The sequence below is a fragment of the Nonomuraea sp. NPDC050404 genome (assembly GCF_040655495.1).
Taxonomy (GTDB): domain Bacteria; phylum Actinomycetota; class Actinomycetes; order Streptosporangiales; family Streptosporangiaceae; genus Nonomuraea.
In genome coordinates this window covers 1-23,358 of sequence record NZ_JBFAKB010000028.1, presented here as the reverse complement: position 1 = coordinate 23,358, position 23,358 = coordinate 1, and the positions used below count along the sequence as shown (strand labels likewise).

At 71.0% G+C, this 23,358-nt stretch carries 23 protein-coding genes; 18 read left to right on the top strand and 5 right to left on the bottom strand.

The annotated features are described in order from the left end of the window. Positions 1–4: 4 nt before the first annotated feature. The 7 genes from prcA to AB0I81_RS49645 all read left to right on the top strand — a co-directional run bounded on the left by prcA (position 5) and on the right by AB0I81_RS49645 (position 6,774). The gene (gene prcA / locus AB0I81_RS49675; RefSeq protein ID WP_360674220.1) at positions 5–832 is read left to right on the top strand and encodes a proteasome subunit alpha; all 828 of its coding nucleotides are present in this window, start codon (positions 5–7) and stop codon (positions 830–832) included. A gap of 480 nt (positions 833–1,312) precedes the next feature. Further along, positions 1,313–1,837, top strand: coding sequence for a hypothetical protein (locus tag AB0I81_RS49670; protein ID WP_360673860.1), 525 nt, complete (start codon positions 1,313–1,315; stop codon positions 1,835–1,837). A gap of 140 nt (positions 1,838–1,977) precedes the next feature. Beyond that, positions 1,978–3,336, top strand: coding sequence for a Pup--protein ligase (gene pafA, locus AB0I81_RS49665; protein WP_344995632.1), 1,359 nt, complete (start codon positions 1,978–1,980; stop codon positions 3,334–3,336). 193 nt (positions 3,337–3,529) lie between these two features. Then, entirely contained in the window at positions 3,530–4,477 is a 948-nt protein-coding gene (locus AB0I81_RS49660; protein ID WP_360673857.1) for an FKBP-type peptidyl-prolyl cis-trans isomerase, read from the top strand. Positions 4,478–4,611: 134 nt separating this feature from the next. Further along, positions 4,612–5,514, top strand: a complete 903-nt coding sequence (locus AB0I81_RS49655) for an FKBP-type peptidyl-prolyl cis-trans isomerase (RefSeq protein ID WP_360673854.1) — start codon at positions 4,612–4,614, stop codon at positions 5,512–5,514. Between the two features lie 107 nt (positions 5,515–5,621). Then, a complete protein-coding gene (locus AB0I81_RS49650) occupies positions 5,622–6,278 on the top strand; it encodes a helix-turn-helix domain-containing protein (protein ID WP_360673851.1) in 657 nt (218 codons plus the stop codon). Positions 6,279–6,285: 7 nt separating this feature from the next. Further along, positions 6,286–6,774 carry a DUF3291 domain-containing protein gene (locus tag AB0I81_RS49645; protein ID WP_360674217.1) on the top strand — a complete coding sequence of 163 codons (489 nt, stop codon included), beginning with the start codon at positions 6,286–6,288 and terminating at the stop codon, positions 6,772–6,774. Here AB0I81_RS49645 and AB0I81_RS49640 read toward each other — a convergent pair. Next, positions 6,720–7,787: a DUF3866 family protein gene (locus AB0I81_RS49640; protein ID WP_360673848.1), complete on the bottom strand. Its 1,068-nt coding sequence runs from the start codon at positions 7,785–7,787 to the stop codon at positions 6,720–6,722. The genes AB0I81_RS49645 and AB0I81_RS49640 overlap by 55 nt on opposite strands. 38 nt (positions 7,788–7,825) lie before the next feature. On the opposite strand from AB0I81_RS49640, the gene AB0I81_RS49635 reads away from it, so the two are divergent. The 10 genes from AB0I81_RS49635 to AB0I81_RS49590 all read left to right on the top strand — a co-directional run bounded on the left by AB0I81_RS49635 (position 7,826) and on the right by AB0I81_RS49590 (position 18,405). Continuing rightward, complete coding sequence (locus AB0I81_RS49635) at positions 7,826–8,776, top strand: WYL domain-containing protein (RefSeq protein ID WP_360673845.1); 951 nt, start codon at positions 7,826–7,828, stop codon at positions 8,774–8,776. A 34-nt stretch (positions 8,777–8,810) separates the two neighbouring features. Next, positions 8,811–9,776, top strand: coding sequence for a WYL domain-containing protein (locus AB0I81_RS49630; protein ID WP_360673842.1), 966 nt, complete (start codon positions 8,811–8,813; stop codon positions 9,774–9,776). After that, the gene (locus AB0I81_RS49625) at positions 9,773–9,973 is read left to right on the top strand and encodes a hypothetical protein (RefSeq protein WP_360673839.1); all 201 of its coding nucleotides are present in this window, start codon (positions 9,773–9,775) and stop codon (positions 9,971–9,973) included. Before AB0I81_RS49630 ends, AB0I81_RS49625 begins: the two co-directional genes overlap by 4 nt. 29 nt (positions 9,974–10,002) lie before the next feature. Beyond that, entirely contained in the window at positions 10,003–10,368 is a 366-nt protein-coding gene (tatA, locus tag AB0I81_RS49620) for a Sec-independent protein translocase subunit TatA (protein ID WP_360673836.1), read from the top strand. 95 nt (positions 10,369–10,463) lie between these two features. Beyond that, complete coding sequence (tatC, locus tag AB0I81_RS49615) at positions 10,464–11,294, top strand: twin-arginine translocase subunit TatC (RefSeq protein ID WP_360673833.1); 831 nt, start codon at positions 10,464–10,466, stop codon at positions 11,292–11,294. A gap of 40 nt (positions 11,295–11,334) precedes the next feature. Further along, positions 11,335–12,252, top strand: coding sequence for a YegS/Rv2252/BmrU family lipid kinase (locus AB0I81_RS49610; RefSeq protein ID WP_360673830.1), 918 nt, complete (start codon positions 11,335–11,337; stop codon positions 12,250–12,252). A gap of 96 nt (positions 12,253–12,348) precedes the next feature. Then, complete coding sequence (locus AB0I81_RS49605) at positions 12,349–15,072, top strand: DEAD/DEAH box helicase (RefSeq protein ID WP_360673827.1); 2,724 nt, start codon at positions 12,349–12,351, stop codon at positions 15,070–15,072. A gap of 472 nt (positions 15,073–15,544) precedes the next feature. Continuing rightward, positions 15,545–17,335 (top strand): ABC transporter ATP-binding protein, encoded by a 1,791-nt coding sequence (locus tag AB0I81_RS49600; RefSeq protein WP_360673824.1) that lies wholly within the window; start codon positions 15,545–15,547, stop codon positions 17,333–17,335. Between the two features lie 138 nt (positions 17,336–17,473). Further along, positions 17,474–18,067 (top strand): helix-turn-helix domain-containing protein, encoded by a 594-nt coding sequence (locus tag AB0I81_RS49595; protein ID WP_360673821.1) that lies wholly within the window; start codon positions 17,474–17,476, stop codon positions 18,065–18,067. 164 nt (positions 18,068–18,231) lie between these two features. Beyond that, positions 18,232–18,405 (top strand): hypothetical protein, encoded by a 174-nt coding sequence (locus tag AB0I81_RS49590; RefSeq protein WP_360673819.1) that lies wholly within the window; start codon positions 18,232–18,234, stop codon positions 18,403–18,405. Between the two features lie 3 nt (positions 18,406–18,408). Here AB0I81_RS49590 and AB0I81_RS49585 read toward each other — a convergent pair whose 3' ends face one another. From AB0I81_RS49585 to AB0I81_RS49575, 3 genes are all read right to left on the bottom strand, one after another. Further along, on the bottom strand, positions 18,409–19,842 hold the full coding sequence (locus AB0I81_RS49585) for an RNB domain-containing ribonuclease (protein WP_360673816.1): 1,434 nt from the start codon (positions 19,840–19,842) through the stop codon (positions 18,409–18,411). A 38-nt stretch (positions 19,843–19,880) separates the two neighbouring features. Continuing rightward, positions 19,881–20,204, bottom strand: coding sequence for an STAS domain-containing protein (locus tag AB0I81_RS49580; RefSeq protein WP_360673813.1), 324 nt, complete (start codon positions 20,202–20,204; stop codon positions 19,881–19,883). Positions 20,205–20,434: 230 nt separating this feature from the next. Next, positions 20,435–21,019: a TetR family transcriptional regulator gene (locus AB0I81_RS49575; protein ID WP_360673810.1), complete on the bottom strand. Its 585-nt coding sequence runs from the start codon at positions 21,017–21,019 to the stop codon at positions 20,435–20,437. A 145-nt stretch (positions 21,020–21,164) separates the two neighbouring features. Here AB0I81_RS49575 and AB0I81_RS49570 point away from each other — a divergent pair, with 145 nt between their 5' ends. Continuing rightward, complete coding sequence (locus tag AB0I81_RS49570) at positions 21,165–22,307, top strand: hypothetical protein (protein WP_360673807.1); 1,143 nt, start codon at positions 21,165–21,167, stop codon at positions 22,305–22,307. Positions 22,308–22,614: 307 nt separating this feature from the next. On the opposite strand, the gene AB0I81_RS49565 is transcribed toward AB0I81_RS49570, so the two are convergent. Then, positions 22,615–23,358 (bottom strand): transposase (locus AB0I81_RS49565; RefSeq protein ID WP_360673804.1); only part of this gene is annotated, 744 nt, incomplete at its 5' end.

Below are 23,358 nucleotides of genomic sequence, written 5' to 3'. Positions count from 1 at the left end.
GTCCATGCCTTTTGGATATGCCTCCCCCGAGCAGATCATGCGGGACAAGGCCGACTACGCGCGCAAGGGCATCGCGCGGGGGCGCTCCGTCGTCGTGCTGCAGTACGTGGACGGCATCCTGTTCGTGGCGCCCAACCCGTCGCGGGCGCTGCACAAGATCAGTGAGATCTACGACCGGATCGGGTTCGCGGCGGTGGGCCGCTACAACGAGTTCGAGGAGCTGCGGCTCGGCGGCATCCGCTACGCCGACGTCAACGGCTACACCTACGACCGCTCCGACGTGACCGGCCGCGGCCTGGCCAACCTGTACGCCTCCAACCTGGGCCGCATCTTCACCGAGTCGATCAAGTCGCTGGAGGTGGAGGTCGTCGTCGCCGAGGTGGGCGAGAACAAGGACGGCGACGCGATCTACCGGCTGACGTTCGACGGGTCGGTCTTCGACGAGCACGGCTTCGCGGCCATGGGCGGCCAGGCCGAGGCGGTGGCGACGCGGCTGAAGGAGCGCTACCGCGAGTCGATGTCCCTGGCCGACGCGCTGGAGGTGGCGCTGGTGGCGCTGACTGAGCCCGGCGGGGAGCGGCCGCCGGTGGGGCAGTTGGAGGTTGCGGTGCTCGACCGCAACCGCGAGCACCGCAAGTTCCTGCGGTTGACGGGGGCGAGGCTGGAGCGCCTGCTCGGCCAGACCACCACCCAGCCCGCCGTCACCACGACCCCGCCGCCGCCCGGGGAGTCCGGGCTCGGCGGTGACACGCCGCCGCCCACGGGACCGCCCACCGGCCCGCCCACGGGGCCCGACGGGGACGTGGACGACGGGACGTCGCCGCCGCTGTAAGGGCGTGCACGAGGAGTTTCCGGCGGGGACGGCCACTGGGGCCGGCTCCCGCCGTCGCGGGGGCCGCCACGGCGGTCCCCGCCGCTGTTCACCCCCCGCTGACGGGTCCGGGACCGCGGCGCCCGACCGACCGCTCAGGGGATCGGGTGCGCCGCCGGTGTGGGCTCAGCGGTCGAGAGCTGTCAGTGGCTGCAGGAGCTCGGGCAGCTCGCAGGAGGGTGGCGGGCCCTGAGGCGGTGGGGCGGCTCAGATGGCAGGCCGGTGGCGGTGCCCTGAGGCGGTGCGGGCGGGCTCAGATGGCAGGCGGGCAGTTCCGGCGTGCGAGGCGGGCGCGGCGTCGGAGGCGGGTGGTTGTGGGGCGGTCCCGTGGGATTGTGGAGTGGGAGGGCGGTTTCGGGTTGGGGGTTATTGCCGTGGGATGTGACCTGTATCACTCCGGCTCGCCCGAACCCCTCAGGGTGATCGAGGATCTTAGAAACCGTGAACACTTCCTTGCGCGGCCTCATCGCGGCGGGTGCCGCGGCGGCCGTGATGCTCAGTTCGGGTATGGCCGCCGAAGCGGCCACGACGTTCCCCAAGTACAAGGCCCCGAAGGTCTTCGGCACCACGTTCCAGCCCGACCCCGGGCACGACTTCACCAAGGGCATCCACTCCCGCCGTAACGGCATCCTGCGCGGCCAGATCACCTACGTGCGCGGCGGCGTCGCCGAGTACGAGCCGATCAGGTGGAAGAAGGGCAAGTACACCGAGGGTCAGTTCGAGGGCCCGCCGGAGGGCCAGGTCATGGCCTACGCCTCGCCCATCGCCAAGAACGTGATCTTCCTGTCCGCGTACGGGTGCAAGTCCGCCGGCGGGGACCTCACCGTCGGCCGCACGTCGGGCCTCGGCGCCAAGCGGTGCTCCAAGGCGACGCTGATCAAGCGGCACGGCCGCGTGGGGCACCCCGCGCTCATCACCGTCCACAAGGGGCAGATCGTTCAGGTCCAGGAGATCTACACCCCTTGACATGCTCTGCGGCACCCGCGCCTCGCAGGGGCGGGCGCGGGGGCGAAGCGGCGCATGACAATGCGGGCATACAGGGCCCGGTGGGAAAACACCCGGGAAGATCTCTCCCGCTCGCCGATCCGTGGGCATAGTGTGAGGTGATGGATCGTCGCATCTTCGGGCTGGAGAACGAGTACGGCGTGACCTGCACGTTCAGGGGCCAGCGCAGGCTGTCCCCCGATGAGGTCGCGCGCTACCTGTTCCGGCGGGTCGTGTCCTGGGGCCGATCGAGCAACGTCTTCCTCCGCAACGGCGCACGTCTCTATCTCGACGTGGGCAGCCATCCTGAATACGCAACACCCGAGTGTGACAACGTCATCGAGCTCGTCACCCACGACAAGGCGGGCGAGCGCATCCTTGAGGGCCTGCTCGTGGACGCCGAGAAACGGCTGCGCGAAGAGGGCATCGCGGGTGACATCTACCTGTTCAAGAACAACACCGACTCGGCCGGCAACTCCTACGGCTGCCACGAGAACTACCTGGTCGGCCGGCATGGCGAGTTCGGGCGGCTGGCGGACGTGCTGATCCCGTTCCTGGTGACGCGGCAGATCGTGTGCGGGGCGGGCAAGGTGCTGCAGACGCCGCGCGGCGCGGTCTACTGCGTCTCGCAGCGGGCCGAGCACATCTGGGAGGGCGTCTCCAGCGCCACCACCCGTTCCCGGCCGATCATCAATACCAGGGACGAGCCGCACGCCGACGCGGAGCGCTTCCGGCGCCTGCACGTCATCGTGGGCGACTCCAACATGAGCGAGACCACCATGCTGCTCAAGGTCGGCGCCACCGACCTGGTGCTGCGCATGATCGAGTCGGGCACCGTGATGCGCGACCTGTCGCTGGAGAACCCGATCAGGGCCATCCGCGAGGTCTCGCACGACATGACCGGCCGGCGCAGGGTGCGCCTGGCCAACGGGCGCGAGGCCTCCAGCCTGGAGATCCAGCAGGAATATTTGTCCAAGGCGAAGGACTTCGTCGACCGCCGCGGCGGCGACGCCATCGCCCACCGGGTGCTGGAGCTGTGGGAGCGCACGCTGAACGCGGTCGACACCGGCAACCTCGACCTGGTCTCGCGGGAGATCGACTGGGTGACCAAGTACCAGCTCATCGAGCGGTACAGGAAGAAGTACGACCTGCCGCTGTCCTCGCCCCGGGTGGCCCAGCTCGACCTGGCCTACCACGACGTGCACCGCAAGCGCGGTCTGTACTACCTGCTGCAGAAGCGCGGCTCGGTGGAGCGGGTGGCGTCCGACCTGAAGATCTTCGAGGCCAAGTCGGTGCCGCCGCAGACGACCAGGGCGCGGTTGCGCGGCGAGTTCATCCGCAAGGCGCAGGAGAAGCGGCGCGACTTCACCGTGGACTGGGTGCATCTCAAGCTCAACGACCAGGCGCAGCGCACTGTGCTGTGCAAGGACCCGTTCCGCAGCGTGGACGAGAGGGTGGACAAGCTCATCGCGGGCATGTGAGTACGGGCGGGCGAACGGGCCTGTCCGCGGGCAGGGGGGCGGGCCCACATCGGCCAGGCGGATGGGCCGTCGGTGCGAAATAACGGTCAGGCGGGCGGGTCGTCGGCGCGGAACGTGGTGTTCCGTTTACCTCGGCCCTACCGGGGAGTCGGGTAGGGTGACGCGAATCTGACGTCTGTCCCGAGGGAACCCCATGCGACGCGCTCTGGCCGTACTGGCCGCCGTGCCAATGCTCTTGTTCGCCGCCGCGTGCGGCTCCGACGACGGCGCGAGCACGGCCTCCCCGGCTTCGGGCGGGTCGTCCGGGGCCGGGGTCAAGGTCACCGGGGACGTGGGCGCCAAGCCCACGGTGACCTTCCCCTCCGGCTCGCCCGCGACGAAGTCGTCCTACCAGGTGATCCAGCCGGGCACCGGCAACGACGTCAAGGCCGGCGACCGGGTGGTCGTCAACCTGACCGTCTACAACTGGGACGGCAAGGGCAACGCCGCCCAGGGCTCCTCCTACGACACCAAGCTGCCGGAGACCATCTCGGTCAACCAGCAGATCCCGCAGGTGCTGCAGGAGGGCTTCACCAAGGTCAAGCACGGCGGCCGGCTGCTGGCGGTGCTGGCCAACGACTCCATCCCCCCGCAGCAGCAGCCGTCGGCCTCGCCCTCCACGGCGGCCGAGCCGACCAAGGTGTTCGTGTTCGACGTGGTCGGCACGCAGCCGAAGGCCGCCTCCGGCGAGGCGACCGACGAGGCGATCAAGGGCGTCAAGGTGGACAACCCGGGCGGCGAGAAGGCGCCCACGCTGACCACCAAGACCGAGGAGAAGGCGCCCAAGGACCTCGTCGTCAAGACCGTCATCAAGGGCTCCGGCGCCAAGGTGGCGGCCAACCAGACGCTCACCGTGCACTACACCGGCAAGATCTGGGGCAGCGACAAGCAGTTCGACTCCAGCTGGGAGCGGGGCGAGCCGGCCGAGTTCCCGCTCGCGCAGGTGATCCAGGGCTGGCAGAAGGGGCTGGCCGGGGTGCCGGTCGGCAGCCGCGTGGTGATGAGCATCCCGCCGGACCTCGGCTACGGCAAGGACGAGCAGCAGGGCATCCCCGGCAACAGCACGCTGGTGTTCGTGGTGGACGTCCTGGCCGCCCGCTGACGCGCGCTCTCCCAGAAGAGCCTGCTGACGCGGGCTCTCTCCGAGGAGCCTGCTGACGCGGGCTCTCCCATGGCGGTAGCATCGCCAGGCCCGGTGGCGTGACGCCGCCGGGCCGCTCCGCGTTGGGAGGACCGATGCGCCGCCACGCCGCCGCACTGCTGCTGCTCGCGCCCCTGCTGCTGGCGGGCTGTACGGAGGGCGAGACCGCGCAAGAACTGGACCTGGAGGTCGGGGGCTCGTTCGGAGCCCGGCCGACGATCGTCTTCCCCGACGGCGAACCGGCCGCCGGGCTGCAGGTGGACGAGCTGACCGCGGGCAAGGGCGAGCCGCTGGACACCGGCGACGTGGCGATCGTCCAGTACACGGCGCACGTCTGGGACGGCGGCGGCAACCGCCTGGTCGACTCCAGCTTCAACCGGGGCACCCCGGCCGCGTTCCCGCTGGAAGGGCTGCTGCCGGGGCTGGAACGGGCGCTGAAGGGCCGCAGGGTGGGCAGCAGGGTCATCGCCGCCATCCCGCCCTCCGACGGCTTCGGCGCCAATCCGCCGCAGGGCATCGGCGCCGGCGAGGAGCTGTTCTACGTCGTCGACATCCTCGGCGCGCACCCCAAGGGCGCCTCGGTCGATTCGGGCGCGGGCGCGCTGGCCGGGGTCAGGGTCGGCGGCGGCGCCAGGCCCGCGCTGGCCGTGCCCGCCGGCGCGCCGCCCGCCGCCTTCACGGCGAAGGTGCTGACCAGGGGCGAAGGGCGCAGGACGCGGTCGGGGCAGCTCGTCGTCGCCCAGTACGAGGCCGCGATCTGGCGCCACCGCCGCGTCTTCGAGGCGACCTGGAAGAGCGGTGGCCCCAGGGCGTTCAAGCTCGGCGACGGCACCATGATCAAGGCGTGGGACAGGGCGCTGGCCGGCGTGCCCGCGGGCAGCCGCGTCCTGATGATTGTCCCGCCCGCCTACGGGTACGGCGACGCCGGCCACTCCGCGTACGGCATCAAGGGCTCCGACACGCTCGTCTTCGTCGTGGACGTCATCGCCGCGTACTGACCGTGCGGGCCGCGTGCGGGCTGACCGTGCGTGCTGACCGTGCGGGCCGAGCGTGCGGGCTGGCCGTACGGGCACGTGAGGGCGGGAGCTTTTCGTAGACTCCGGCTGTGAGTAGCGACGACCTCGGGGCGCTGGCCCTGTTGCACGACCCCGTCCGCCGCAGCCTGTACGACGTCGTCGCCTCCCGGGGCGGAGACGTCGGCCGCGGCGAGGCCGCCGAGGCCGCGGGCGTGTCCAGGACGCTGGCCGGACACCACCTGGACAAGCTGGTCGAGGCGGGCCTGCTGGAGAGCGGTTTCCGGCGGCAGGACAAGAAGGGCCCCGGCAGCGGCCGGCCGGCCAAGGTGTACCGCAGGGCCAGGGCCGAGCGGTCGGTGAGCCTGCCGCCGCGCGACTACGCCGCCCTCGCCTCCGTCCTGGCCGACGTGGTGGACGCGCTCGGCGCCGAGGAGCAGGCGGAGCGGGCGGCGCGGACCGCGGGCGCGCGGCTGGCCGGGCGGCGCCCGGGTGAGCCGGTCGAGCGGGTGCTGGGCGAGCGCGGCTACGAGCCGTACAACGAGGGCGGGCGGCTGCGGCTGCGCAACTGCCCCTTCCACGCGCTGGCCGAGGAGCAGCCGCTGCTGGTGTGCTCGATGAACCTGGCCCTGTGCCAGGGGCTGCTGGAGGCGCTCGGCGACGATCCCGGGCGGGCGGTGCTGGACCCGCGGCCGGGGGAGTGCTGCGTCTCTCTAAAACAAACAGACGTTGACATAGAAGGCGGGTGATGGTGTGCTGGCTCCCATGCATCTGGCCCAGCTCAACATCGCCCATCTGCGCGCGCCCATCGACAGCGCCGAGCTCGCCGAGTTCGTCGCCCTGCTCGAACCGATCAACGACATCGCCGACGAGGCCCCCGGGTTCGTGTGGCGGCTGAAGGAGAGCGAGAGCGACCCCACCGCGACCGTGATCCACGACTACGGCGACCACCTGCTGGTCAACTTCTCGGTGTGGGAGTCGCTGGAGACGTTGTGGAACTACGCCTACCGCAGCGCCCACCTGGGCGTGCTGCGGCGGCGCAGGGAGTGGTTCCTGCGCATGGCGGAGCCGTACATGGTGATGTGGTGGGTGCCGGAGGGGGTCATCCCCACCCTGGCGGAGGGGATGGCGCGGCTGGAGCGCCTCAGGGCCGAAGGGCCGAGCCCGGAGGCGTTCACGTTCAAGGACTCCTACGACAGCAGCGAGGCGGTCAGCCTGCCCGCCGCCGCCGCGGCCAGGAAGTAGGGCAGGTCCTCATCCAGTTTCCTGCCCATCGTGGACAGCCTGACCGGTGATCTACGCAGCTCCTCGTGCAGGCCGTCCACGGGGACGGAGACCAGCCGGTGCCGTACGGCCAGCAGTTCGGCCTGGTCCCTGACCCGCTCCCCGAACTCGCCCGGCAACTCCGGCACCGGCACCTGGGCGGGCGAGAGCGCCACCCGGCCGTAGGCGGTCAGCGAGTGGTGTGAGACGCCGTAGTGGCGCTCGCGTTTGTCGCCGTCGCTGACCCGCAGCGCCGCCACGGGACGCCCCAGCAGCACGCCCGCCGCGTTGACCGCCTCGCCCGCCGCGACGCCCGAGAAGCCCCAGCGGGTGCCGGTGCCGAGGTTGCCGGGGCCCTGCGCGACGATCGCGACCTCGGCCTCCATCACGTGCCTGGCCGCCAGCAGCCCGGTGTGCACCGTGACCGCCTCCAGGTCGCCGCCGAACGACTGGCCCACCGTGATCACGCCGGCCAGCCAGCCGGTCTCCCGCAACTTCGCCGCCGCCATCGAGAACCAGACCGGCAGCGCGCCGCCGTCCTGCATCACGTACGCGACCCGCACCCCGGGCCTGGAGGCGTACAGGCCGCACAGGATCGGCGCCAGCGCCGAGTGCAGATCGGCCACGATCACCGGCATGCCGTCCAGCGAGTCCGCCTCCCGCAACCTGGCGTGATGCGGGGAATCCTGCTCGTCCGCGCCCTGCACCGTGGCCTGCAGCGGCGTGTACCTGGCCTTCACCAGGTGCCCGGGACCCCGCGGATCTTCCGGCAAACGGTTCGGGACGGCCACCACCATGGCGTAACCTCCCGTACCGAGACCCATCGCGAGCGCGGTCGTGTTGAGCAGCACTTCGTCGCCGGGTTCCGGGCGGCCCACCAACGGTGGATACGCCAGTGCCCGGCACTCCCCTTCGGGGACGGTGACGTCCAGTTCCACCGCTCCCGGCCACTCGCGTCGGATCCGTACGACCTCGCCCTTGCGCCATCTGATCACGGGGGCAGGGTAGCGTCGATGAAGGAGGAGTGAGGCAGATGTCGCGCCGGAAGACAGAACGGTTGCTCAATCTGGTGATCTGCCTGCTCGCCACCAGGCGGCCCCTTTCGGCCGAGCAGATCCGCCAGGCCGTGCCCGGTTACGACCGCGATGGCGACGAGGCGTTCCAGCGCATGTTCGAGCGTGACAAGAACGAGCTGCGCGAGATCGGCATCCCCATCGACGTCGTGCGCGACCCCTGGGAGGACGAGCCGGGCTACCGGATCGAGCGGGAGTCCTACGAGCTGCCCGAGATCACCCTCGAACCCGACGAGGCCGCCGTGCTGGGCCTGGCCGCCCAGGTCTGGCAGCGCGCCAGCCTGGCCGAGGCCGCCTCCGGGGCGCTGCTGAAGCTGCGGGCCGGCGGCGTGGCGACCGACCAGCCCGTCGGCACCGGGGCGCTGGAGCTGCGCGTGGACACCCGCGACCCGGCCTTCCCCGCGCTGTGGGACGCCGTGCGCGACCGGCGCGTGGTGCGCTTCGACTACCGCGCCTCCGGCAGCGAGACCGTGCGCGGCCGCACCGTCGAGCCGTGGGGCGTGGTCAGCCGGCGCGGCCGCTGGTATCTGGCGGGGTTCGACCGGGACAGAAAGGCCCCGCGCGTCTTCCGGCTCAGCCGCATCTCCGGCCAGGTCGCCGCGGCGGGCCGGGCGGGCGTGGTCGAGGTGCCCGAGGGCGTCGATCTGAAGGCCATGGTGGGCTTCCCCGACGAGCCGCTGGAGGAGCGGGTCGCCGTCGTACGCGTACGCCAGGGGGCGTGCGAGGGCGTGCGGCAGCTGGCCAGGGCCGTGCATCCCGGCACCGGCGGGTGGGACGAGGCGGAGCTGGCCTTCACCGACCCCGACCGGCTGGCCGGCTGGATGGCCAGCCTCGGCGCCGACGTCGAGGTCGTCGGGCCGCCGGACGCCCGCGAGGCGGTCATCAGCAGACTCAAGGGGGCGATGGTGTGAGCGGGGCGATCACCGGGCCGGTGGAGGAGGGCGAATGAGCGGGTCGGCCGATCGGCTGCCGAGGCTGCTGGCGCTGGTGCCGTACCTGATGTCCCATCCCGGGGCGCAGGTCGGCGAGGTGGCCGGGGTGTTCGGGCTGAGCGAGAAGCAGCTCATCGACGACCTGCAGCTCGTGTGGATGTGCGGGCTGCCGGGCCACACCCCCGGCGACCTCATCGACGTCTCCTGGGACGGCGGCGAGATCATCATCGACAACGCCGACACCATCGGCAGGCCGCTGCGGCTCGGCATCGACGAGGCCAGCGCGCTGCTGGTGGCGCTGCGCATGCTGGCCGCCACCCCCGAGCTCGCCGAGGTTCCCGGTGACGCGCTGCCGCGCGTCATGGCCAAGCTGGAGCGGGCCGCGGGGGAGGGCGCCGCCACCGTCAGCAGCCAGGTCGCCGTGGACGTGGACGCCGCCCCCGACGCGCTGCCCCGGGTACGTGAGGGGCTGACCAAGGGGCGCAGGCTGTCGCTGCGTTACTACGTGCAGGGCCGCGACGAGGTGACGCCGCGCGAGGTGGACCCCATGCGGGTCGTGGTCGTGGACGGCCGCGCCTACCTGGAGGGCTGGTGCTACCGGGCCGAGGCCATGCGGCTGTTCCGCCTGGACCGGGTGCTCGGCGTGGACGTGCTCGACGTGCCCGCCGACCCGCCCGCCGGGGCCGAGCCCAGGGACGTGGCCGCCGGGGTCTTCCGGCCCTCGCCGACCGACGAGCTGGTCGAGCTGGAGCTGAGCGCGGCCGGGCGCTGGGTGGCCGAGTACTACCCGTGCGAGCAGGTCACCGAGCTGGGGGAGGGGCGGCTGCGGGTGGCGCTGCGGGCCCGCGACGAGGACTGGATACTCAAGCTGGCGCTGCGCCTGGGCGACACGGGCCGGGTCGTCTCGCCGCCCGACATGGCCGAGACCGTACGCCGGGAGGCCGGCCGGGCCCTGGCCCTGTACGCTCACCACTCATGACGTGGATCTATCTGTCGGCGGGGCTGGGCGTGGCCGGGCTGGTCGTGCTCGGCGTCGCGGGTGCCCGCGTCGTCGCCGCTGCACGTATCCTGAATAGGGAAATCGCCACGGCGAAAGCCCAGCTTGAGCCGGGGCGGGCCAGATTGACGAACCGGGGGGATGAGACCACGCCCCGGGCAGCGTACGATCGTGGCTGAAACAGGCACTCGTTACCAAAGGACGTTTCATGCCGAACCTCGGAGTTCCTGAACTTCTGCTCATCCTCCTGGCACTCATCCTGCTGTTCGGTGCGAAGAAGCTGCCCGACATGGCGCGGGGCGTCGGCCGGTCGCTGCGCATCTTCAAGTCCGAGACCGCCAAGCTGCGCGACGATGACGACGACGACACCCAGCACCACGTCCAGGCCCAGACGCAGGCCCCGGCCCAGCCGCAGCCCGCGCCCGTGCAGCCGCAGCCGATCCAGGCCGCCCCCGCCGCGCCCGCCCCGGCTCCGGCCCCGGCGCTCTCGGCCGAGGAGCAGGCCCGCCAGCTTGAGGAGCAGGCCGCCAAGCTGCGCGCCAGTGCCGGCACGCAGGGCGACAAGCGCGCCTGACCCCCATCCCTCCTCATCCCCAGGACGCTTAGATGGCGCTGCTCAAACGGTCTAGAAGTCAGCCGTCGCCCGATCCAGAGGGCCGCATGCCCCTCATGGAGCATCTGCGCGAGCTGCGCAACCGGCTGCTGATCGCGCTCGGCGCGCTCGTCGTCGGCGTCATCATCGGCTGGTTCCTCTTCGATCCGACCTGGGCGATGATCAAGGCGCCTTACTGCGAGACCGATGCGTCCCGCCAGCTCACCGGGGGTGAGTGTGCGCTCACCTATAGTGGCATCTTCCAGTCCTTCTTCATCACGCTGAAGGTCTCGCTGATGATCGGGCTGGTGGTCTCCTCACCGGTCTGGCTGTATCAGATCTGGGCGTTCGTGACGCCCGCGCTCTACCGCAACGAGAAGCGGTACTCGATCACGTTCATGGGGCTGGCCGTCCCGCTGTTCGTGCTCGGCGCCGCGCTGGCCTACTTCATCATGGACACCAGCCTCGGCATCCTGCTGAGCTTCTCGCTCGACGGCACCGTCGCCACGATCGGCATCGACGACTACCTCGACTACGTGCTGATCATGATCCTGATCTTCGGGATCTCCTTCGAGCTGCCGCTGCTCCTGGTGTTCCTCAACATCATCGGGGTGCTCTCGCACGCGACCGTGAAGAAGCACCGCCGCATGGTCGTCTTCGCGATGTTCGTCTTCGGCGCCGTGGTCACGCCCGGCGGCGAGCCGCTCACGATGATGGCGCTGGCCGCGCCGATGATCGGCCTGTACTTCGTGGCCGAGCTGTTCATGTACCTGCGCGAGAAGCGCCACCCGGCCGAGGAGTTCGCCGGCCTGTCGGACGACGAGGCCTCCCCGCTGGCCGAGGACGACTCCTCCTACGACGACCCGACGCCGCTGGACGACGACCCGCCCGCGGTGGACAAGCGGTAAGGGCATTCCGGTTCCGCCCGGCAGACGGTAGGTTCCGGGCGTGTCCCCACAACTCGCTCTGCTCGTCAACCCCGCCGCACGCGGCGGGCGTACGCTGCGCCTGCTCGAGCCCGTGGCGCGCCGCCTGCGCGCCGGAGGGGCCGAACTGTCGGTGATCGTCGGCGACGACGCCACCGACGCGCTGGAACGCGCCTGCACCGCCGTGTCCGAGCGTCCCGACGCGCTCGTGGCCTTCGGCGGCGACGGCCTGGTCCACCTGGCCGTGCAGGCCGTGGCCGGCACCGACGTGCCGCTCGGCATCATCCCGGTGGGAACCGGCAACGACATCGCCTCCGCGCTCGGGTTGCCCCTCGGGGACCCCGTCGCGGCGGCCAGGACCGTGCTGCGCATGAGGCCGCGCACGGTGGACGCCGCCCGTGTCCGCGCGGGGGCCGGCGAGGAGTTGTTCGCCGGGGTGGTGTGCTGCGGGTTCGACTCCCGCGTCAACGAGCGGGCCAACCGGCTCACCTGGCCCGCCGGGATGTCCAAATACGTGCTGGCGATGGCACAGGAGCTGCGCTTGTTCCGGCCGATCCCGTTCCGGATCACGCTCGACGAGGCGGAGGTGATCGAGCGGGAGGCCATGCTGGTGGCGGTGGCCAACACGCGTTCGTACGGCGCCGGGATGCGGGTCTGCCCGGACGCCAGGCCCGACGACGGGCTGCTGGACGTGATGATCCTGGGGGCGGTGTCCAAGGGCGAGTTCCTGCGGGTGTTCCCCAGCGTCTACCGGGGCACGCACGTCGGGCACCGGGCCGTGTCGGTGCGGCGGGTGCGCAGCGTGCGGGTGGAGGCCGCCGGTCCGGCGGCCCCCGCGAAGGCGATGGGAAGCGCGGTCGCCTACGCCGATGGCGAACGGGTGGGCGAGGTCCCGCTGCACTGCGAGGTCCGACCAGGCGCGCTGCGCGTCATCGTTTGAAATCTACAATGTAAAGGCGCCGGCCGGGCCCGATCCGGCCCGGCGGCCGGAATAGGCGGGACGGACCGGAATGGCGATTTCGGTAGGCTGGCGGGTATGACAACGCCAGCGGAACGTTACGCGGCCTTCCGTCAGAAACACGGTGACGAGGGGGCCGCGCTCAGATCGTTCCGGAGTCTGTACGACTTCGAGCTGGACGACTTCCAGCTCGACGCCTGCCGGGCCCTGGAGGCCGGTGACGGGGTGCTGGTGGCGGCGCCCACGGGGTCGGGCAAGACGGTCGTCGGCGAGTTCGCCGTGCACCTGGCCCTGGAGCAGGGCCGCAAGTGCTTCTACACCACCCCGATCAAGGCGCTGTCCAACCAGAAGTACAACGACCTGGTCAAACGCTACGGCACCGCCAAGGTCGGCCTGCTGACGGGCGACAACAGCGTCAACGGCGAGGCGCCGATCGTGGTCATGACGACCGAGGTGCTGCGCAACATGCTCTACGCCGGCTCCGCCACGCTGGCGGGGCTCGGGTTCGCGGTGATGGACGAGGTGCACTACCTGGCCGACCGCTTCCGTGGCGCGGTGTGGGAAGAGGTCATCATCCATCTGCCCGACTCGGTCAGGCTGGTGGCGCTGTCGGCGACGGTGAGCAACGCCGAGGAGTTCGGCGAGTGGATGGGCGAGGTGCGCGGCGACACGACGGTGATCGTCGATGAGCATCGGCCGGTGCCGCTGTGGCAGCACATGATGGTCGGCAACCGCATCTACGACCTGTTCATGACCGACGACCTGACGCCGCGCATCAATCCGACGCTGATGCGGGTGACGCGGGACGCCGAGCGGCTGACGTCCGGGCGGGGGCGGCGCGGGTACGGCAGGCCGCAGCGTTCGCGTCCGCCGGACCGGGTGCAGGTGATCGAGAAGCTGGACGCCGAGGGGTTGCTGCCGGCGATCACGTTCATCTTCTCGCGCGCGGGTTGCGGCGCGGCGGTGCAGCAGTGCCTGCATGCGGGGATCCGGCTGACCAGCGACCGTGAGCGGCACGAGATCAGGCAGCTGGTGGACGAGCGCACGGCGCACCTGCCGGACGAGGACCTGGCGGTGCTGGGTTACCTGGAGTGGCGCGACTGCCTGGAGCGGGGGCTGGCCGCGCATCACGCGGGCATGTTGCCGGCCTTCAAGGAAGTCGTGGAGGAGCTGTTCACGCGCGGGCTGGTCAAGGCGGTGTTCGCGACCGAGACGCTGGCGCTGGGCATCAACATGCCGGCTCGCAGCGTGGTGATCGAGAAGCTGGACAAGTGGAACGGCGAGACGCACGCCGATCTGACGCCGGGGGAGTACACCCAGCTGACCGGGCGGGCGGGGCGGCGCGGGATCGACGTCGAGGGTCACGCGGTGGTGTTGTGGCAGCAGGGCATGGATCCGCTGTCGGTGGCGGGGCTGGCGGGCACGCGTACGTATCCGCTGCGGTCGAGTTTCCAGCCGTCGTACAACATGGCGGTCAACCTGGTGGGCCAGTTCGGCAGGGAGCGCGCCAGGACGCTGCTGGAGGAGTCGTTCGCGCAGTTCCAGGCGGACCGGGCGGTCGTGGGGCTGGCCAAGCAGCTGCGTAAGCAGGAGGAGGCCCTGGAGGGCTACCAGGAGGCCATGACGTGCCATCTGGGTGATTTCCCCGAGTACGCGGCGTTGCGACGGCGGTTGTCGGACCGGGAGGCGGAGCTGTCGCGTCAGCGGGGCGCGGCGCGCCGGGCGGCGGCGGTGAAGTCCTTGGAGGCGCTGCAGCCGGGTGATGTGATCCGGGTGCCCGGCGGGCGGCGGGCGGGGCTGGCGATCGTGCTGGACCCGGGCCGCAATCCGCGCGGCACGGGGCCGAGCCCGCTGGTGCTGACGATCGGCAAGCAGGTCAAGAAGCTGGATCCGGCGGACTTCCCGGTGCCGGTGGAGCCGCTGGAGAAGTTGCGCATCCCGAAGAACTTCAACGGCCGCTCGCCGAAGGAACGCGCCAACCTGGTCTCCACGTTGCTGGCCAAGATGGGTGATCGTGATCTGGGCAAGCCGGCCAGGGCGCGTGATCACGCGGTGGAGGACGACGAGGTCAACGAGTTGCGGCGGAGCATCCGGCAGCATGGGTGCCACGGTTGTGACGAGCGGGAGGATCATGCCCGCTGGGCGGAGCGGTACTACAAGCTGCTGCGCGAGACCGAGGGGTTGCGCCGCCGGGTGGAGGGGCGTTCGCACGTCATCTCCCGTACGTTCGACCGGATCTGCTCGGTGCTGGAGCAGCTCGGCTACCTCGACGGGGAGGCGGTCACCGACGAGGGCCGCAGGCTGGGCCGGCTGTACACGGAGCTGGACCTGCTGACGGCAGAGTGCCTGCGGGGCGGGTTGTGGGAGGAGCTGGAGCCGGCGGAGCTGGCGGCGTGCGTGTCGGCGCTGGTGTTCGAGTCGCGGGCGTCCGACGACGCCCGCAGGCCGAAGATCCCGGCCGGGCGGGCGCAGGACGCGTTGTCGGCGATGATCCGGTTGTGGGGTGAGCTGGAGGGCATCGAGTCCGATCATGGGCTGTCGACGATCAGGGAGCCCGATCTGGGGTTCGCGTGGGCGGCGTTCCGCTGGACGAAGGGGCACAGCCTGGACGCGGTGCTCATGGAGGGCATCAACGGCAACGAGCTGGCGGCGGGCGACTTTGTGCGGTGGGTCAAGCAGCTGATGGACCTGCTGGGCCAGCTCGGCAACGCGGCGCCGCCCGGCAGCAAGATCAAGCAGACGGCGGGCAAGGCGGTGGACGCGATGCGGCGTGGCGTGGTGGCGTACTCGTCGCTCACCTGACGTTTCTTGGGAGCTGCCCCTGAGAGCCGGTTCTCAGGGGCAGCTTTTGCTTTCGCCTTGCCGCGCCTTGTGCTTTTACGCTTTCGTCGGCGACTTTACGCGCCGGTCGGGTTCGCCTTTCCGGCCTGATTTTACCAGTCAAGTCTCTCTGAAATCGCAGATTATCTGCTGATTTATCGCAGTTACAGTGCTAGCGTCCGTTTTGTCAGTGTTCCGCCAACGGGGGAGGAATCATGGCGAACACGAATCTCACTCAGGTCGGATACCGGCAAGGATGGGGTTGCCGTCGCCGGCGTCGCTGCTACCGCAGGTACAGCTGCTGTGGCCGCCGCCGGTGGTGGGGGTGCTAGACCCCGAAGTTGAGAGCCGGCGGCTGCGCCGCCGGCTCTCCTTGAACGTCTCCGGCCGTGAACTCGCACCGGCGGTTTCCATTCGCCGCACCTTTCGCGAGTTCTGGCCGGACACTCGCGGATTGCGGCGGCTGTTCGCGGCCGGGGTGGTCTTCGCCATTCTGGCCGCGCTCTGCGAAGTCGCCGCGATCCGCCTGTTCGGGCACATCACCGATGAGGTGCTGACGACCCGGAACCTGGGGGCCTTCTGGATCCCCGCACTCTGCTGGCTCGGGCTCGCGGCCCTGGCCGGGGTGGCGTCCTTCGCCGGCGCGTACGCCACCGCGCTGGGCGCCGAACGTTTCCTGCTGGCCCTGCGCGACCGCGTGTACGCGCACCTGCAGACGCTCGCCCCCGACTTCTCCGAGAAGCGGCGGCTGGGCGACCTGATGGCGCGCATGACCGACGACATCGAGGCCATCGAGGAACTCGTCGGGTCCGGGCTGGTCAGGGCGATCACCACGGCCGCCAGCGTCGTCTTCTTCGCGGGGGCGGCGTTCTTCATCCGCTGGGACCTGGCGCTGCTGACCATGGCGCTGATCCCGCTGTTCCTGGTGGTCTCGAAGATGTTCGCGGGCCGGTTCAGGTCGGCGGCGGCGCGCGAGCGGGCCAGCAACGGCGCGATGAACAGCGTCCTGGAGGAGGGGCTGGCCAACCAGCCGCTCGTACAGGCCTACAACCGGCAGGGCGCGGAGTCCAGGCGGCTGCACGGCGAGGGCAGGGGCTGGCTGCGCGCCAACATGGCCCAGGCCTGGCTGGCCGGGCTCTACAGCCCGGTGGTCCAGGTCATCGAGACCGTCTGCCTGATCGTCATCCTCGGGTTCGGCGCGTGGGAGATCGCGGCGGGCCGGTTGACGCTCGGCGGGCTGCTGTCCTTCGCGGCCTACCTGGCGCTGCTCTACCCGGCCGTCCAGGGCCTGGGCGAGTTGGCCATGACCGTCGCGGAGGCGGCGGCCGGTTCCGACCGGGTCATCGAGATCCTGCGCACCGCTCCGACCGTCACCGACGCCGACGGCGCCGTGGCGGCGGGCAGGGGCGGCGGCCGGATCGCCTTCGAACGGGTCGGCTTCGCCTACCCGGGCAGGGGGCGGCCGGTGTTGCGTGAGGTGACGTTCACCGCCGAGCCGGGCGAGATCGTGGTCGTGTCGGGGCCGAGCGGGGCGGGCAAGTCCACGCTGGCCAAGCTGCTGCTGCGCTTCTACGATCCCGACAGCGGGCGCGTCCTGCTGGACGGCGCCGACGTACGGGGCCTGACCAGGCAGTCGCTGCGGGAGAACATCACGGTCCTGCACCAGGAGACGCTGCTGTTCTCCGGTTCGGTACGCGACAACATCGCCTACGGCCGGCCGGGCGCCTCGCTCGATGAGGTGATCAGGGCGGCGGAGGCGTCCGGCGTGCACGCCTTCGTCAAGCTGCTGCCCCAGGGGTATGACACGCCGGTGGGGCAGCGGGGGCGCCTGCTGTCCGGCGGGCAGCGGCAGCGGATCGCGATCGCCAGGGCCATCCTGCGCGACAGCCCGGTACTGGTGCTCGACGAGCCGCTGAACGGGCTGGACGAGGCCACGGCCGCCCAGGTGATGAAACCGCTGCGGCGGCTCATGGCCGGGCGGACCACGCTGCTCATCACGCACGACCTGCGGCAGGTGCCGGAAGGGGCGCGCGTGGTGGAACTGGAGCCGGTGCCCAGACAGGAGCGGATCCGGCTCAAGCGCGTCGGCGTGGCGGCCCGCTCGACCCCTCCGGACGGCTCGGCCCGCCCGAACGGGTCGAACGGCTCGGCTGGCTCGAACGGCTCGAACGGCTCGAACGGCACGACCGACTCGGCTGGCTCGCACGGCTCGGTCGACTCGGCGCTGCCGACCGCGCCTTCGTGAACCGGCATCCCGGTGGCACCCGTCCCGCGTCTTCGTGGGGCGGGTGTTGCCATTTCGGCGGGCTTTCTGGGTGGTATGTCCGGGAATTGCCTCGGTAGAATCGGAGAGCTCTCTCCGTTTGTCCGAAAGGTCGAGGTCATGGGCGACGACCACAGCGCCGCCAGGCCGCTGCGCGCCGACGCCCGGCGCAACCGCGAGCGGGTCCTGCAGATCGCCCAGGAGGCCCTGGCCAGCGACGGCCTGACCATCTCCTTCGACGAGATCGCCCGGCGGGCCGGGTTCGGGGTCGGCACCGTCTACCGGCACTTCCCGACCAAAGAGGCGTTGTTCGAGGCGGTGCTGCTGGGGCGGATCGAGCGGTTCGTGGCCGACGCCCGCGCGCTGGCCACGGCCGAGGACGCGGGCAGGGCGTTCTTCGGCTGGTTCGCACGGGTGGTGGAGCAGGCGGCGGCCAATCAGGCGTTGTGCGACATGCTGGACGGCGGTTCGCAGGCCGGTCCGCAGGTCGGGCTGCGGCCCGGCTCCACCCTGGCCGACGACTTCGGCGCGGCGCTGGGCCGGCTGCTGGCCAGGGCGCAGCGGGCCGGCGCGGTGCGCGCCGATCTGACGGGGCGGGACGTGCACGATCTGCTGCGCGGGTGCCTGACCGCCGAGCGGCGCTCGCTGGCCAGGGGTGGGGCGGTGCGGATGGCGGAGGTGTTCTGTGACGGGATGCGCGCCAGGACATACTGACCGGTTGGACAACATAGTGTCATCAATTGCATACTCAGCGTAACCATAGCGCCAGTTTTCTCCCCTATGGGCAGGGAAACTCCCATGTCAGAGACATATGACGCCCGGACGACAGACGGTCGCCACAAGGTGCCGGGGTTCGGGTGCACGTTCGGAGGTTGCCCATGTTCGCCCTCATCGCAGCGCTGTTCTTCGTCCTCGCACTCCTGTTCGACGTGGCCGGGGTCGCCGCAGGTGACGTGCTGACCGCCGGGGTGCTCAGCACCGCCGGGCTGCTCTGCCTCGCGCTCCACCTCATGGGCGTGGGCGCCGGCTGGAGCCCGCTGAAGAAGCAATAACCGTCAGGTGGCGAGCGTGAAGCGGACCTCGCGGGTGGCCGGGTCGGCCCTGGCCAGCCGTACGGTGACCTGCTCGCCCAGGGGGAGGGCCCCGTCGCAACGGGCGATCACGGCGGGGTCCACGAGCTGGACCTGTCCGCCCCCGCGCCGCTCGTCCACGTCGATCACCACCGCCTCGAACGCCTGCCCGATCCGGTCCCGCAGCAGGAACGCCTCCACCAGGTCCACGCAGGCCCGGTCCACCGCGCCCGCGCGCCGCCCGGAGGCGGTCATGAGTTCCGGCAGCAGCGGCAGCGCCGCCCGCACGTCGGACGGGACCGGCTCGCCGGCCGCGATCGCCAGGCACACCTCGGTCGCGTAGCGGTCGGCCAGTCGCCGCAGCGGGGCCGTGACGTGCGCGTACGGGGCCGCCACCGCCGCATGCTCGGCCTGTCGCGGCGGCGCCCCGTCGAAGGCGGCGTAGCCGGCGCCGCGCAGCAGCACCTTCGACTCGTGCAGGAACGCCGCGTGCCGGCCCTCCTTCGGGTCCAGGCCGTGCACCACCGCCCCGTACCCGGCCCCCTCTGGCCACGGCACGTCCAGGGCGCGCGCCACCCGGCGCACCTTGTCCAGGTCGCCGGGCCGTGGCGGGGGCAGCACGCGCAGGATGCCGATCTCGGCGTCGAGCATCATGGTGGCGGCGGCCATGCCGGTCAGCAACGAGATCTGCGCGTTCCACGCCTCGGCGGGCAGCGGCAGCCGGAACTCCAGGCGGTAACCACCGTCGCCGTGCATCACCTCCTGGTCGGGGGTGGGCAGGGTGACGCCGCCGCGCTCGCGTTCCAGGGCCAGCCTGAGCTCGCCGATCTCGGCCAGCAGTGCCAGGACGCCGTCGGCGTCTCCGGCCCCCGTCCCGGTGTCGTGCACGACCTGCACGTAGTCGTAGTCGTAGCGCTCCCGGCTGCGTACGAGGGCGCGCAGCACGTCGGCGCCGATCATGCGCCCTTCCGCGTCGAGGTCGATGCGCCACACCACGGCGGGGCGCAGCGCGCCGGGCAGCAGGCTGGCGGCGTCCTCCGACAACACGGGGGGATGCAGCGGCACCCGGCCCGCCGGCAGGTAGACGGTCGCGCCGCGCGTGCGGGCCTCGGTGTCGATGACGCTGCCGGGGCGTACGAACGCGCCGACGTCGGCGATGGCGTACCAGACGCGGTAGCCGTCGCGCAGCCGCTCCAGGTGCAGGGCCTGGTCGAGGTCCATCGAGCCGGGCGGGTCGATGGTCACGAACGGGATGTCCGTCATGTCCTGGGCGTCCAGCCTCGGGACCTGGGCCACCCACGAGGCCTCGTCGATCACGGCACTGGGAAAGCCGGCGGGCAGCTTCAGCTCCCGCCTGATCCGTTCGAACCCGTCGTCCAGCTTGAGAGGCAGCTCATCGGGGACCGCAATGGTTGGCACGCGTGTCAACCTACCGGCGGCCATCCGGGCGCGGGCGATCAGGTCAGGTGCTCGTCCAGACCGGTGATGCGGAGAAGGCGCAACATGGACGGCGGCACGCCCGAGATGTGCAGCGGGGTGTGCTGGTTGAGTGCCGCGTTCTGGACGGAGACGAGGATGCCGAGCCCGGCGGCGTCGATGAACGACAATCGGCTCACCTCGACGATCAGCTCCGCCCCCGGCCGGGGGGAGTGGCCGGCCTCCTGCAGCAGCGCGAGCAGGTGGCTGCGCAGCAGCTCGGTGGTGGCTATGTCAAGCTCCCCGGACACCGCGAGGGTCAGGGTCCCGTTGTGGCGGCTGGTGGTCAGGTGTAGTGGATCCATGTCCGGCTCCGCGCTCTCTCAGGGCCGGGAACATCCTGTCGGTAGCGCGGACCCGCCCTTATGCCGTGTGCACCAGATGTCATACATGCGTTACATTGAGCGACTGTGTGCTTCCGGAATGGAGTGTACATGCCTGTCCGCGCACGTCGAGAGGGCCGCTCTGATTCGGGTGGACAAGAGAATTCCTCAGGAAAACATTTCTGATTCCGGGGTGGAAGAATCTTCAACCGTCAGCGCGGTTTCAGGCCCAGGAGGATGAGGTCGCACACGGCGGTGAAGTCGTCCTCGATTTCCGGGCGGCTCCAGGTCGCGCAGTGGGCGGGGTTGTGGAAGACGCTCGTGGCGTGCAGGACCGCGCGGGCCGTCGCCGCCGGGTCGGCGGCGACCATCTCGCCCCGGGCGACCCCGGCGGCGATGATCTGCCCGAGATCCTCGATCAGGCTCGCGACGTGCCGGTCGACGACCTCGCTCGCCTCGTTGACCAGGGTGACGTACGTGGCGAACAGCTCGGGGTCCTTCAGCGCCTTGGCGCGCTTGTTGCCGAACAGCGCCGCCAGCCAGGACCGCAGCCGTACGTCGGCGGGGACGTCGCTGGCCATGGCGGCGGCCAGTTCGGCGTGCGTCTCGTCGAGCCAGCGCTGGGTGACGGCCTCACGAAGGGCGGCCTTGCTGGGGAAATGGCGGTAGACGCTGCCGTGGCTGACGCCGAGGGCGCGCGCCACGTCCACCACCGTCGCCTTGGCCGGGCCGTAGCGGCGCAGGACGTCTTGTGCCGCCGTGAGGATTTGGTCGGCCGTCAGGATGCCATCGGTCACCTTTCCAATTCTGTCAGCCGCCGGTGACTGCCCCGTCGGCGGAGGGCGAGCAGATGATATTTCGGGAAATTTCCGGTTTTTGTCAGGGGCGGTCACTACGCTGCTAGCGCTGTCAGAGGTACGAGGGGAAAGCGGACCAACAATCGTGTTAATCGCAGTCGCAGTGCTGGCCGCCGCCGTGGTCGGCACGGTGGCCTGGTGGCTCCGCCGGAGCCCGGCGGGTGGCGACGCCTCCGGGGCGCCGGGGGCGGACGATTTCGAGGCGGAGCCGGCGCGGGGCTGGGAGCTGCCGCTGACGCCGGAGGGGCGGGCGGCGTTCATGGAGGGTCTGCGGGCCTACCACGAGGCCGGCGACGCCGTGCGGGTCGATGAGGAGCACGGGGTGCTCACGACGTACGAACCGCCTCGGCTGATCTCCCTGCACCTGCTCGCCGACGCCTTCGCGGCGCGGGGGGACGCGGCGCTGCACGACCCGCAGGGGACGGTGGCGACGCTGATGGAACGGCTCGCGGCGGCCGAGCGGCCCGGCGTGCTGCACCTGCGGGCGCGCTGGCTGGAGGGGGAGGTGGACGGCCTGGACGCCGCCCGCTTCGCCAAGACGGTGGGCGACGCGGTACGGTCCGGCGGCTGGACGACCGAGGCACACCTCGGCGCGCTACAGGTGGCCGTCCCCGGCACAGGCCCCAGTGAGGAGCCCCGCACGGCGTCCACGAACAACTCCGGCGAGGAGCCCGGCGCGGCGCTCGTGGCGGAGTCCGGCGATGAGGGGCGGGGGACGGGTCTCACGCACGTCAACGGCACGCCCATCAAGGCGCTGGCCCGTGGCGGTGACGAGGGCGACGCCGCCGAGCGGGTGGTCGTCGTCGGGGGCACCGCCGACAAGGACACCGCCCCGGGTGAGGGCGCCGCCGATAAGGGCACTGCCCTGGGTGGGGACACCGCTGGCGGAGTCACCGCCACCGCAGATGCCACCGCAGATGCCGCCGGAGACGCCGCCGTCGAGGACGCCACGGCGCGGAAGCCGGTGGCGGGAGAATCGGCGGTGGGGGAGTCGGCGGTGGGGGAGTCGAGGGCCGGTGAGATCAACACGATGATGGTGGATCTCGGACGGGTGCTCGACCTCTATCGGGTGGCGCGCGAGGAGCGGCCGGACGACGATGCCGAGACGCTGCTGCGGCAGGTCGTGCCCCGGTTCATCGCCGCCGGCGGCCCCGGCCTGACCTGGACGAAGCCGCCGACGCCGCAGGAACTGCGCACCGTGCTGGGGGACTCGCTCGAACTGCTCTGAAGGGCATGGGGAAGCTCGCCGCCCGAACTGCTCTGAGGTTCAAGCGGCCGAGCGTTCCGTGATTACTCGTTCTGCTCGGAGCGGCCCTCGCGCCAGTAACCCATGAACGCCACCGACCGGCGGTCCAGGCCGCGTTCGGCCACCAGCCTCGATTCTTCAGTGGGCTGGATTGTGTGAGCAGCTCCGCGGTTCGCCCGTATTGTCCCCGGTACGGTTGGGGCGGGCCATCGCATGACGCTGCGGAGACGCCGGGTTCCACGGGCCCGGAGGAGGCTCCTTCCTCGATCGTCGCGGTTGGATCCGGCTCTCAGGCGAGAGCGGGCAGGTCGGTGAGTCGCTGCCAGGCCAGGACGAATGCCCGAGCCCAGGGCCAGGTCCGCTCGATGCGCAGATGTCGGCGGCGAGCGTGGGCGGCCAGCCGGGCGGGCAGGTGGTAGAGGCGGGAGCGCATGGTGTCCGGCTCCGCACGGTCCAGGCCATCTTGGTCGTGCAGGGTGAGCAGGCGCAGCCAGCAGTCCAGATCGTGGCCGAGGTTGGCGGCCAGCATCCAGCCGGAATTGACGGTCCAATCCTTGCTCGGCAGGTTGGCAAGGCCCATCGCCTTGCCGGCACGCACCCGGTCCTCGACCACGGCGTGTGCGCGGGCCAGGGCATCGAGCCATTGCGGGTGGTGGGAGCCGGCGATGCCCCACATGCGGCCGATGTTGGTGACGACGATGGAGTACCTCCAGCCGGTCCGCAGTTCGAAGGCGGTGAGGTTCTTGCGGTGCCGAGCCGAGGGACGGACCCGGCGTACCAGCAACCGCATGCCCTGCGGCCAGCCCTGGCGCTGGTTGAGGCCGGTCAGCTCGGCCACGTGGTAGCCCGGTTGGAGGTCACCGTCCTGGGTGATGGACTCTTGCCAGGCGGTGGCGGGCAGCCGTCCGATCGCCTGTTCGTCGAGGTCGGTGATGGTCCAGCCGACCAGGTAGCGCACCGTGCGGCGGGTGGTGTTCAGCGCTTCAAGGTGGGTGAGCAGGTCGTGGGTGGCGCCCGCGCCGTCCACCCGCAC